The organism is Stenotrophomonas maltophilia group sp. SKK55 (genome assembly GCF_057179845.1).
In genome coordinates this window covers 665,018-677,295 of record NZ_JBXUHP010000018.1, presented here as the reverse complement: position 1 = coordinate 677,295, position 12,278 = coordinate 665,018, and the positions used below count along the sequence as shown (strand labels likewise).

The 12,278-nt window shown below is 67.4% G+C and carries 9 protein-coding genes; 4 read left to right on the top strand and 5 right to left on the bottom strand.

Annotated elements, in window-relative coordinates; translation table 11 throughout:
- Positions 1–93 precede the first annotated feature (93 nt).
- On the bottom strand, positions 94–555 hold the full coding sequence (locus AC2A1N_RS12180; protein WP_231352623.1) for a hypothetical protein: 462 nt from the start codon (positions 553–555) through the stop codon (positions 94–96).
- Between the two features lie 138 nt (positions 556–693).
- Here AC2A1N_RS12180 and AC2A1N_RS12175 point away from each other — a divergent pair, with 138 nt between their 5' ends.
- Positions 694–2,787, top strand: coding sequence for a M13 family metallopeptidase (locus AC2A1N_RS12175; RefSeq protein ID WP_134967862.1), 2,094 nt, complete (start codon positions 694–696; stop codon positions 2,785–2,787).
- Positions 2,788–2,855: 68 nt separating this feature from the next.
- Here the strand turns inward: AC2A1N_RS12175 and AC2A1N_RS12170 are convergent, their stop codons facing one another.
- The 4 genes from AC2A1N_RS12170 to AC2A1N_RS12155 all read right to left on the bottom strand — a co-directional run bounded on the left by AC2A1N_RS12170 (position 2,856) and on the right by AC2A1N_RS12155 (position 8,643).
- Positions 2,856–3,485, bottom strand: coding sequence for an HD-GYP domain-containing protein (locus AC2A1N_RS12170; protein WP_154350440.1), 630 nt, complete (start codon positions 3,483–3,485; stop codon positions 2,856–2,858).
- Between the two features lie 45 nt (positions 3,486–3,530).
- Positions 3,531–6,995, bottom strand: coding sequence for a transcription-repair coupling factor (mfd, locus tag AC2A1N_RS12165; RefSeq protein ID WP_061479524.1), 3,465 nt, complete (start codon positions 6,993–6,995; stop codon positions 3,531–3,533).
- Positions 6,996–7,144: 149 nt separating this feature from the next.
- Positions 7,145–7,690 (bottom strand): GNAT family N-acetyltransferase, encoded by a 546-nt coding sequence (locus AC2A1N_RS12160; RefSeq protein WP_004150340.1) that lies wholly within the window; start codon positions 7,688–7,690, stop codon positions 7,145–7,147.
- Between the two features lie 95 nt (positions 7,691–7,785).
- Positions 7,786–8,643 (bottom strand): 23S rRNA (adenine(2030)-N(6))-methyltransferase RlmJ, encoded by an 858-nt coding sequence (locus AC2A1N_RS12155; RefSeq protein ID WP_061479523.1) that lies wholly within the window; start codon positions 8,641–8,643, stop codon positions 7,786–7,788.
- A 35-nt stretch (positions 8,644–8,678) separates the two neighbouring features.
- Here AC2A1N_RS12155 and creB point away from each other — a divergent pair, with 35 nt between their 5' ends.
- From creB to creD, 3 genes are all read left to right on the top strand, one after another.
- Entirely contained in the window at positions 8,679–9,404 is a 726-nt protein-coding gene (gene creB / locus AC2A1N_RS12150; protein ID WP_072166850.1) for a two-component system response regulator CreB, read from the top strand.
- 3 nt (positions 9,405–9,407) lie between these two features.
- Positions 9,408–10,868, top strand: coding sequence for a two-component system sensor histidine kinase CreC (creC, locus tag AC2A1N_RS12145; protein WP_005415794.1), 1,461 nt, complete (start codon positions 9,408–9,410; stop codon positions 10,866–10,868).
- 81 nt (positions 10,869–10,949) lie between these two features.
- Entirely contained in the window at positions 10,950–12,269 is a 1,320-nt protein-coding gene (gene creD / locus AC2A1N_RS12140) for a cell envelope integrity protein CreD (RefSeq protein WP_049413546.1), read from the top strand.
- The last annotated feature ends 9 nt before the right edge of the window (positions 12,270–12,278 follow it).

The following is a 12,278-nucleotide window of genomic DNA, read 5'->3' as shown; positions in this document are numbered from 1 at the left end:
AAGCCGGCCTTTCTTTTTGTAGAGCCGAGCCCACGCTCGGCTGACGCTGTCGCAACCCCGGTAGAGCCACTTCATGGTGGCTGCATGTTCCGGCTACGACGGATCCAGCAGGCGCACCTTCGGCGACTGCAACGCAGCAATGTCGATGACGTGGTCCTGGCATATCACCTGGTAATGCGTGAATGGGCCCGGGTAACGGGTATCAGCGAAGGTGGCACGGCCCAGATATTCAAGGAACTTCGAATGGCTGTAGCGGCGGAACAGGTTGCCGCTCCAGGCTTCGGAGTCGTCCCAGCTCTGGTAGGACTCGTTGTGCACGGCGTAGCTGATGTAGTGGTCCCAGATCAGTTCAAACCGCTGCGAGTGGGGTACCACCTCTATCGCACGCACGTCATCGATTGAACGTCCATGACCGAGCTCCACGCGGGAGGGCTTACCGACCACCCGGCCCTCCTCGACGACCAGGCGCAGACGATTCGCTTCCGGCTCGCCAATCTCAGCAAGAAACAGAAACTCACAGGTGTCGAGGGCCAGCAGCAGCGCAGGTTCGTCCATGGTCATGAGGTCCAGTGATCGCAGAGGCCAGAGCATACCGGCGCGCGGCGGGAGCTGCGCCGTGGGCTCTGTGACCTTTGGCCGGTCCCCAACCTCACGCCCCCGGCTACCCTGTGAAATTACCCGCAGGAGAGCCTCATGAACGTCCGCAACCTGGTCCCGCTGGGCCTGACCATCGCCATCGCTGCCTCGCTGGCCGCCTGTGGCAAGAACGAAACCGCACCGGCGGCCAGTGCCGACGCCAAGCCGGCCTTCGACCTGTCGCAGATCAAGACGCCGCTGATCTCGCTCAACAGCGCCGACCTGGATCCGGCCATTTCGGCCTGTACCGACCTCAATGGCTTCGTCAACAGCAAGTGGCTGAAGGCCAACCCGGTGCCGGGCGACCAGACCACCTGGGGCAGCTTCGAGATCCTGCGCGAGCGCTCGCTGGAAGTGCAGCACGCGCTGGTGCAGCAGGCCGCCGCCAGCCAGGCCAATGCCGGCTCGGTGAAAGCCAAGATCGGTGACATCTGGAAGACCGGCAACGACGAGGCCAAGATCGAAGCCGCCGGCCTGGCGCCGCTGCAGCCGCAGCTGGACAAGATCACCGCGCTGAACGACACCGCCGCCATCACCCAGTACCTGCGCGACAGCCAGGCCGAAGGCAAGGGCGTGTTGTTCTCGCTGTTCGCCAATGCCGACTACAAGGATTCGGCCAACGTCATCGCCTATGTCGGCCAGGGCGGCCTGGGCCTGCCGGAGAAGGGCTACTACTTCGACGATGCGCAGGCCAAGATCCGCGACGCCTACGTGGCCTACATCGCACAGGTGCTGACCCTGTCCGGCGTGGACGCGGCGCAGGCCGCCGAGCAGGCCAAGGCCGTGATGGCCTTCGAAACCCGCCTGGCCAAGGCCTCGATGTCGCGCATCGAAATGCGTGACCCGGCCAAGCGCTACAACCCGCTCAGCGCCGCCGACGCCGACAGGCTGACCCCGAACTTCAGCTGGACCGCGTTGTTCGACACCCTGAAGGTACCGGCCGCGCAGAAGTTCTCGCTGGCCCAGCCGGGCTTCTTCGGTGAAATGGACAAGATGCTCGCCGACGTGCCGGCCAGCACCTGGCAGGCCTACCTGCGCTTCCACACCATCGACGATGCCGCGCCGTACCTGAGCAGCCAGTTCGAGAAGGCCAACTTCGATTTCTACGGCACCACCCTGCGTGGCCAGAAGGAAATGCAGCCGCGCTGGAAGCGCGTGCTGGAGTCGGTCAACGGTGGCATGGGTGAGGCCCTGGGCCAGCTGTACGTCGACGCCGTGTTCCCGGCCGAGTCGAAGGTGGCCATGCAGCACCTGGTGGAGAACCTGTCGCAGGCATTGAAGGCGCGCCTGGAGCAGCTGCCGTGGATGGGCGAGGAAACCAGGAAGAAGGCACTGGAAAAGTGGGCCAGCTTCACCCCGAAGATCGGCTACCCGGACAAGTGGCGTGACTGGTCGGGCCTGCAGACCAACGGCGACAGCTACCTGGGCAACATGCAGGCAGCACGTGCGTTCAACTACCGCTACATGCTGGACAAGATCGGCAAGCCGGTGGACAAGACCGAGTGGGGCATGACCCCGCAGACCGTCAACGCGTACTACAACGCCACCAAGAACGAGATCGTGTTCCCGGCGGCGATCCTGCAGGCGCCGTTCTTCGACGCCAAGGCCGATCCGGCGCTGAACTACGGCGGCATCGGTGCGGTCATCGGCCACGAAATGATGCACGGCTACGACGACTCTGGCAGCCAGTTCGCCGCCAACGGCAACTTCGACAACTGGTGGACCGACGCCGACCGCAAGGCCTTCACCGAGCGTACCGACCAGCTGGTCGCGCAGTTCGACGGCTACGAGTCGGTGCCGGGCGTATTCGTGAAGGGCAAGCTGACCCTGGGCGAGAACATCGGCGACCTGGGCGGCCTGACCGTGGCCTACGACGCGCTGCAGATGGCGCTGAAGGAAGACCCGAAGGCCAATGTCGAAGTTGACGGCTATAGCCAGGATCAGCGTTTCTTCATGAACTGGGCCACCGTGTGGCGCCGCAACTTTACCGATGGCGAGCTGCGCGTGCGCCTGAACACCGATCCGCACGCGCCGGCCAATTTCCGTGCCAACGGTGCGCCGTCGAACATGCCCTCGTTCGCTGCTGCATTCCAGTGCAAGGCGGGTGATGCGATGGTGCGCGCCGACGACAAGCGTGTGGTGATCTGGTGATCGATCACCCGTGACGCGTGGAGCGAAAGGCCCGGCGAACGCCGGGCCTTTCGTTTGCCCGGCCGATCTCAGGCCAGCGCCGGTTCCCGCTCCAGCATGCGATGGAAGCGTTGCAGCACGTACGGATCCACCAGCCCGCCGGCCTGCTCGTCGATGATCCGCAATGCGGCCTCATGCTCCATCGCGTCGCGATACGGGCGCACGCTGGTCATCGCATCGTAGGCATCGGCGATGGTGACGATGCGCGCGCCCAGCGGGATGGATTCGCCGCGCAGCCCATCGGGGTAGCCGCTGCCATCGAAGGCCTCGTGATGGGCGCGGATCAGCCGCGCCACCGGCAAGGCGTCGCTGCGGCCGGTGGCCAGGAAGATGTGTTCGCCGCGTACCGGATGCTCGCGCATGATCGCGCGCTCCTCGTCGGTATGCCGGCGGGGTGCCAGCAGCACGTCATCGGGTATGCCGATCTTGCCGATGTCATGGAAGCGCGCGGCCAGGCCGATCTGCGCACGGGCCTCGTCATCAAGATCGCAGTGCGTGGCCAGGCGCTGCGCGAGCAGGCCAACGCGGTCGCAGTGGTGGCGGGTGTAGGCGTCGCGCATCTGCAGCGACATCGAGAGGGCATCGATCAGGCAGGCCTGCGCGTGCAGCAGGTCGGGGGCGGGTACGGCGTCAGGTACGGCGTCAGGGAACATGGTCATCCGCCCGCACCGGGTGGGGACCGGTGCGGGGTGTTCGGGGGGCGATCAACCCGGGGCGAGGGTGGTCAGAAGGGCGCGGGCCGCATTGAAGCGGTCTTCCGGCAACGGCAGCGGGTGCTTGATGCGCAGCTTGTCCGGCCCTTCCATGGCATAGAGGTTCGGTTGTTTCTGGATCAGCTGGATCACCGCCATCGGATCGATGTTCGGCTTGGACTCGAACACGATGCGGCCGCCGTTCTCGCCCAGGTCGAGCTTGCGGATGCCCAGCGTATTGGCTTTCAGCTTCAGCTCGGCGATGGCGAACAGGTGCTTGGCTGCATCCGGCAGCAGGCCGAAGCGGTCGATCATCTCCACCTGCAGTTCGCGCAGCGCATCGCTGTCGCGCGCGCTGGAAATACGCTTGTACAGGGTCAGGCGGGTGTGCACGTCCGGCAGGTAGTCTTCCGGGATCAGCGCCGGCACATGCAGCTCGACCTCGGCGCCGCGCACTTCCTCACCGGCATCCAGGTCAGGCAGCTTGCCCTGCTTGATGCTGCGTACCGCGCGTTCCAGCAGCTCGGTATACAGGCTGAAGCCGACCTCGGCCATCTGCCCGCTCTGGTCCTCGCCAAGCAGTTCACCGGCGCCGCGGATTTCCAGATCGTGGGTGGCCAGGGTGAAGCCGGCGCCCAGCTCGTCCATCGAGGCGATCGCTTCCAGGCGCTTCTCGGCGTCGGGAGTGATCGCGCGGCGGTCGGGGGTGATCAGGTAGGCGTAGGCACGGTGGTGCGAACGGCCGACGCGGCCACGCAGCTGGTGCAGCTGGGCCAGGCCGAAACGGTCGGCACGGTTGATGATGATGGTGTTGGCGTTGGGGATGTCGATGCCCGATTCGATGATCGTGGTCGACAGCAGCACGTTGAAGCGCTGCTTCTGGAAATCCAGCATCACCTTTTCCAGTTCGCGCTCGGGCATCTGCCCGTGGGCGATGCCGATGCGTGCCTCCGGCACCAGCTCGGACAGCTCGCGCTGCATGCGGCCGATGCTCTCCACGTCGTTGTGCAGGAAGTACAGCTGGCCACCGCGCGCCAGTTCGCGCTGGAAGGCTTCGCGCAGCAGCGCGTTGTCCCACTGGGTGATGAAGGTCTGCACCGCCAGCCGGTTTGGCGGTGGCGTGGCGATGATCGACAGGTCACGCAGGCCGGCCATGGCCATGTTCAAGGTGCGCGGGATCGGCGTGGCGGTCAGGGTCAGCAGGTGCACATTGGCGCGCAGCGCCTTCAGCGCTTCCTTCTGGCGCACGCCGAATCGCTGCTCCTCGTCGACGATGACCATGCCCAGGTCCTTGAACTTCACGTCCGGCTGCAGCAGGCGATGGGTGCCGACGATGACGTCGATGGTGCCAGCGGCCACCTTCTCCAGTTCGGCCTTGATTTCCTTGCTGGTCTTGAAGCGCGACAGCACTTCGACCTTCAGCGGGTAATCGGCGAAACGGTCGCGGAAGTTGCGGTAATGCTGCTCGGCCAGCAGCGTGGTCGGCACCAGCACCGCCACCTGCTTGCCGGCACTGGCCGCAGCAAATGCAGCGCGCACCGCCACCTCGGTCTTGCCGAAGCCGACGTCGCCGCAGACCACGCGGTCCATCGGCTGGCTGCTGGCCAGGTCGCGCAGGGTGGCATCGATCGCGGCCAGCTGGTCGGGGGTTTCCTCGAACGGGAATCCGGCGGCGAACGGCTCGTACATCGCGCGGTCGACCTGCAGTGCCAGGCCGGCACGCGCCTGGCGGCGGGCCTGGATCTCCAGCAGTTCGGCGGCCACATCGCGCACCTTCTCGGCGGCCTTGCGCTTGGCCTTGCTCCATTGCTCGCCACCGAGCGAATGCAGCGGTGCGGTTTCCGCCGAAGCGCCGGAGTAGCGGCTGATCAGGTGCAGCTGGGCGACCGGTACATACAGGCGGTCGCCCTTCGCATATTCGATCTCGAGGAACTCGCCGGGCATGCCGCCGACGTCCATCGCGATCAGGCCACGGTAGCGGCCGACGCCATGATCCTCGTGCACGATCGGCGCACCCTCGGTCAGCTCGCCGAGGTCGCGGATGATCGCCTCCGGCTCGCGGCCGGCACGGCGCGTGCGGCGGGTGCTGCCGGCGCGCTCGGGGAACAGCTGGCGCTCGGTCAGCACCGCGATGCGCGGATCGTCCAGCGCGAAGCCATCTTCCAGCGGCGCCACCGCGATCGCGAAGCGCGCATCGCTAGCGAGGAAACTGGGCAGGTCGGCCACCACCGGCGGCTTCAGCTCGGCGGCCTGCAGCACTTCCAGCAGTGCCTCGCGGCGGCCGGGCGAATCGGCGGCGATCAGTACCCGGCCCGGATAATGGCCGAGGAAGGATTTCAGCGCATCGCCGGCGGGGGCTTCGCGTGCGGCCACCGGCAGCGGGGGCAGCGGCTGGTCGCCCAGCGCGTGCGCGTCTGCGATGCGTGCGTGGTCGGCGGCCCATACCTCGATGCGCGGGGCGTCATTCAGGCGCTCGCGCAGCAGCTCCGGCGACAGGTACAGCGCCGACGGCGGCAGCAGCGGCCGTTCCACATCGTGGCGGCGCTGCTCATAACGCTCGCCGGTCTGCGCCCAGAACGCCTCGGCGGCTTCGCCGGCACCGGCACAGACCACTGGCAGGCTGCCGCTGGGCAGGTAGTCGAACAGGGTTGCGGTGCGCTCGAAGAACAGCGGCAGGTAGTACTCGACGCCGGCCGGCGCCAGCCCGGATTTCAGATCCTGGTACAGCGCGCTGCGCCGGGTATCGACATCGAAGCGCTCGCGCAGCGTGGCCAGCACGCGGGCGATGCTGGCCTCGTCCATGGGCACTTCGCGGCCCGGCAGCATGTGCACGGCCTCGACCTTGTCCAGCGAACGCTGGCTTTCCGGATCGAAGGCACGGATCGAATCGATGTCCTCGTCCAGCAGTTCCACCCGCAGCGGCTCGCCGGCGCCCATCGGGAACACGTCGAGCAGGCCACCGCGCACGGCGAAGTCACCCGGGTCCATCACCTGCGGCACGTTGCGGTAGCCGGCGCTTTCCAGGCGGCGCTTCTCGGCTTCCAGATCCAGGCGCTGGCCGACCTTCAGGTCGAAGCTGCCACCAATGACGTAGCTGCGCGGGGCCAGCTGCTGCAGCAGGGTCTGCACCGGCACGATCACCAGGCCACGCTTCAGCGTGGGCAGGCGGTGCAGGGCAGCCAGGCGCTGCGAGATGATGTCCGGATGCGGGCTGAAGCGGTCGTAGGGCAGGGTTTCCCAGTCCGGGAAGGCGACCACCGGCAGGGCCGGGTCACCACCGAGCAGGGTCTGCAGGTCGGCTTCGAGCTGGTTGGCGCCGTGGTTGTCACGGGCGATCACCAGCAGCGGAGCGTCGTGCACGCGCGCTGCCTGGGCCAGGTACCAGGCCAGTGCGGTGGGCGAGGCGGGGGCGCGCCACCAGGCGCGGAGCTGGCCGGCGCGCGGCAGCGGCGGGGCGGGGTATGAGGTACGCGACATGGACCCCGGATTTTAGCAGAAGCCCGATCCGGCTCCTGTGCGTCGTGCCGGCCGGTTGCCGGCAGCCTCATGTGCCGTTGGCGGAGCGGAATGCCGGCCAGCGGCTGGCACTACCGGGAGACGTGGCCGGGCAGGGCCCGGCGCATCCGTCAGTTGTCCAGCTCCAGCACCATCCGGACCAGGCCTTCGGCGCCGGTCGGGTGCGGCACCGGCTTGAAGCCCAGCGACGCGGCCAGCTGCTTCATCGGTTCGTTCTCGGCGGCAACGTCGCCGTACAGGCGGTCCAGGTACTTGCCACGGCCCCACTTCACCAGCTTGCGCATCAGCTGCCGTCCCAGGCCTTGCCCGATCAGGAAGCGGCTGATCAGGATCGCGTACTCGGCTTCACGGGTGCCGGGGATGATCGAGGCCCGGGCGACCGCGCCGACCACCGCTTCGCCAGCGGGCAGGGACTCGGCTGCGACCAGGGTGATCTCGGTCTTGGGGTTGGGGTGGGTCAGGCGCTGGGTGGTTTCCGGCGACAGCTCGGTCACCGCCTGCAGGAAACGATCACGGATTTCTTCCGGCCCGAACAGGCTGAATGCCGCTTGCAGCGGTGCGCCATCTTCCGGGCGGATGGGGCGGATCAGCAGCTCGTGGCCGCTGGGAGCCTTGAAGATCTCATGCCAGGGCGGCATGCGGTTGCGAGTGGCCATACCGGGTGATTCCTTGGTGGTCCATCGATTGTGGCATCACCGGGGCTGCGTTCCGTGAACGAAAGGCTCACGGCGGTACAGCCTCGTGAAGGCCGTTATTCGGGGGCTTTGAGCCAGTCCAGGCGGGTGCTGGCCCCGGGTTCGCCCAGGTGCTGGCGCAGCGCCGGCAGGGCCGGACCGACCACGCGGTCGAACTGCCACGGCGGGTTGAGCAGCAGCATGCCGCTGCCGTTGAGGCGCAGCGGCGAGTCGTCCGGGCGCACCAGGAACTCGATCGTCATCGCCGATTTCACCGGCAGGGCGGTGGCCTTGCGCAGGAAGTGCAGGATGGTGCGGCGCTGCTTGATCGGGAACCAGACCGCACAGGTGGCCTGCGGCCAGCGTGCCAGGGTCTCGGTCAGGGCGGCCAGGATGTTCTGGTATTCGGCGTCTTGGGCCTCGTACGGGGGGTCGATCAGCACCAGGCCTCGGCCGATCTTGCTGCCGTTGAACCTGGGCGGCAGCAGCGAGCGCAGCAGGGCGTAACCATCGCCGGGGCGCACGTCGACGCGGCTGTCATGGGCAAACAGGGCCTTCAACGTGGCCGCTTCGGCTTCCTGCAGCTCGCAGACCGCCATGCGGTCCTGCGCACGCATGGCCTGTGCGCTCAGCAGCGGCGAGCCCGGGTAGTTGGTCAGTGCGCCCACGGGATTGTCGGCCTGCACCGCCTTCAGGTAGCGCTCGACCACCTCCGGCAGCCTGGGCTGGGCCATCAGCCGCATGATCCCGGACTCGGCCTCGAGGGTCTTGCGGCTCTCTTCGCTGGCCAGCAGGTAACGGCCGGCACCGCCGTGGGTATCGAGCACGAAGAACGGGCTGTCCTTGCGCTTGAAGCTGTCGATCAGGGCCAGCTGCACGATGTGCTTGAGCACATCGGCGTGGTTGCCGGCATGGAAGGCGTGGCGATAGTTCATGGGCGGCAGTGTACGGGGCGGCGGCCGCAGCGGCTATGCTGCGCGCCATGACAGCTCCTGTTGCCCATGTCCTGGTCGTCGAAGACGAAGCCGCCATCGCCGAAACCGTGCTTTATGCGCTGCGCAGCGAGGGCTATGCCGCCAGCCACTGCCTGCTCGGTGGCGAGGCCCTGAAGCGCCTGCAGGCCGGGGATATCGACGTGGTGGTGCTGGACGTGGGCCTGCCCGACCTGGGCGGCTTCGAGGTGTGCCGGCGGCTGCGCGCGCAGCCCGGGCCGGCGGCCCAGCTGCCGGTGATCTTCCTGACCGCCCGCAACGATGAAGTGGACCGCGTGCTGGGCCTGGAACTGGGCGCCGACGATTACATGACCAAGCCGTTCTCGCCGCGTGAGCTGGTGGCGCGGGTGCGTGCGCGCCTGCGTCGCGCCGCACCGGTCGCGGCAGCCCCCGGCGCCGATGCGGGCTGGCAGGAACATGGTGCCTTCGCCATCGACCGCGAAGGCCGGCGCATCCGCTTCCGCGGCCACGCGCTGGACCTGACCCGCTACGAGTACGCGTTGCTGGAAGCGCTGCTGCAGCGGCCGGGCGCCATTCTCAGTCGCGCCCAGTTGATGGATCGCGGCTGGGACAGCAGCGCCGACAGTGCCGACCGCACCGTCGACACCCATGTAAAGACGTTGCGCGCCAAGCTGCGCGCAGCCGGTGCCAGCGACGATCCGATCCGCACCCACCGTGGCCTCGGCTACGCGCTGGAGGTCTAGCCGATGCGCCTGGTCCTGAAGCTGTTCCTCGGCTTCTTCCTGATCACCGGCATCGCCGCGTTCTTCGTGATGCGCGTGTTCGTCAACGAAGTGAAGCCGGGTGTGCGCCAGGCGATGGAATCGACCCTGGTCGATGCCGCCAACGTGCTGGCCGAGATGGCGGCGGCCGATGTCAAGGACGGCACCATCCGTAGCGGCAGCTTCACCCGCAACCTGGCCAAGGCGCGGCAGCGTGACCTGAAGGCGATGGTCTGGCGCTTTCCCAAGCGCTCACTGGACTACCGGGTGACCATCACCGATGCCAAGGGCATCGTCATCTACGACTCGCTGGGCCGCGACCTGGGGCGTGACAATTCGCGCTGGAACGATGTCTACCGCACCCTGCGTGGCGAGTACGGCGCCCGCTCCAGCCCGGAAGTGCCAGGCGAAGAAGGCGATACGGTGATGCATGTGGCGGCGCCGGTATACGACCCGGCCGATGGCCGCACCCTGATCGGCGTGCTCAGCCTGGCCCAGCCCAACCGCAGCATCGATCCGTTCATTGCGGCCAGCCAGCGCGCCATCATCGAGCGCGGCGCCTGGCTGATCGGATTGTCGGCGCTGGTTGGCGTGCTGGTGACGATGTGGCTCACCACGGGCCTTGGCCAGCTCAGCCGCTATGCACGGGCGGTCAGCGCCGGCGAACCGGTGCCACCGCCGCGGCGTCGCCGCGACGAGATCGGCGACCTGGGCCAGGCACTGGAAACGATGCGCCGCAAGCTGGAGGGCAAGGCCTACGTCGAGCAGTACGTGCAGTCGCTGACGCATGAAATGAAGAGTCCGTTGGCGGCGATCCGCGGTGCCGCCGAGCTGCTGCAGGAGCCGCTGCCGGAGGCCGACCGCGTGCATTTCGCGCGCAGCATCGTCGATCAACAGGAGCGGCTGACCGAAACGATCGACAAGCTGCTGGCGCTGGCCGAAGTGGAACAGCACGGCTGGCTGCAGACCCGCGATCCGATCGCGCTGCCAACCTTGCTGGCCGACGCAGCGGCGGCCGCGCAGGTGCGCGCGCAGGCGGCAGGCGTGCAGGTGCGCATCGGCAGCGTGCCCGACATGCGCGTGCAGGGTGATGCCTATCTGCTGCGGCAGGCGTTGCACAACCTGATCGACAACGCCATTGCCTTCTCACCGCCCGGCGCGGACATCGCGCTGCAGGCCGAGGTGGACGGGCCGGGCGTGCGCCTGCAGGTAGCGGATCGCGGTGCCGGCATTCCCGACTACGCGCGCGAACGGGTGTTCGAACGCTTCTATTCGCTGGCACGCCCCGGCAGCGGCCGGCGCAGTTCCGGCCTGGGCCTGCCGTTCGTGCAGGAAGTGGCTCGCCTGCATGACGGACGCGCCAGCCTCGACGCCCGCGATGGCGGTGGCACGGTGGCAAGCCTGTGGCTGCCGTTGGGTGCTGCGGGCCAGCGCCCGCGCCGCTGACTTCACACTCGCTTCAAATTCGCCACAAACCCTGCTCACCGCAGCGGTGCATCCTGCAGCCCTCTCCAACGAGGATGGACCATGAAATCCCTGAAGATGCTGCTGCGGTTCGCCATTGTCGGCGGGCTGATCCTGTTGTTGCTGGTGCCGCTGATGATGATCCGCGGGGTGATCACCGAACGCAGCCAGTACCGCGACGAGGCCTTTGCGCGGGTGGCCGACAGCCGTGCGGGCACGCAGCAGCTGGTGGGCCCGGTGCGGGTGGTGCCGTGGGTGGAACGCAAGCAGGTTGAACTGGTTGACCCGCTGGGCGTCAAGAAGACCGAGGTGCAGGTCACCGAGGGGCACTGGCTGCAGATGCCGGCGTCGCTGGAGGTGGGCGGTGAGATGCTGCCGAGCCAGCGCGAAGTCGGCCTGTTCAAGGTGCCGGTGTACAGCTGGAACGGCCAGATGAAGGCGAGCTTCGCCGCTGACGATTATCCGGTGAAGGCAGGGCGCACGTATGGCCAGCCGTATGTGGCGGTGGGAATTTCCGATGTGCGCGGCCTGGTCGGTACACCGAACCTGCGCGTGGATGGCAAGCAGCTGCGCCTGCTGCCGGGCGTCGGCGTGGCCAGCGAAGTCGGCCGTGGCCTGCATGCGCCGGTGGCCGGTTTCGCTGCGGATCAGGGCGGCACGCTGGCGGCCAGCACCGTTGAACTGGAGCTGCGCCTGGATGGCAGCCGCATGCTGTCGGTGGTGCCGGTAGGCGATGACACCCACATCGCGCTGCGTTCGAGCTGGCCGCATCCGTCGTTCAGCGGTGCGTTCCTGCCCAACGAGCGGCGCGTTGATGCCCAGGGATTCGACGCGCGCTGGGCGGTGTCCTCGCTGGCCTCCGACGCACAGCGGCAGCTGCGCAATGAAGGTTCGGTCGACTCGCAGGCAGTGACGGTGTCGCTGGTCGATCCGGTCGATACCTACACCCAGGCCGACCGTGCGTCCAAGTACGGCGTGCTGTTCGTACTGCTGACCTTCGTCGGCTTCATCCTGTTCGAGCTGATCAAGTCGCTGCGCATCCACCCGCTGCAGTACCTGATGGTCGGCCTGGCGCTGGCGATCTTCTTCCTGCTGCTGATCAGCCTGTCCGAACACATCGCGTTCTGGAAGGCCTACCTGGTTTCGGCGGTGGCCTGTATCGGCCTGCAGGCGGTGTACCTGGCCAACGTGCTGGGCCATTGGAAGCGCGGCCTCGGCTTCGCGGCCCTGCTGACCGTGCTGTACGGCGCGCTGTATGGCCTGCTGGTGTCGGAGAACAACGCACTGCTGATGGGGTCGCTGCTGCTGTTCGTGATCCTGGCGCTGGCGATGTGGGTGACCCGCCGGGTCGACTGGTACGCGCTCGGCGCGGACCTGAAGTAAGGAGCACGC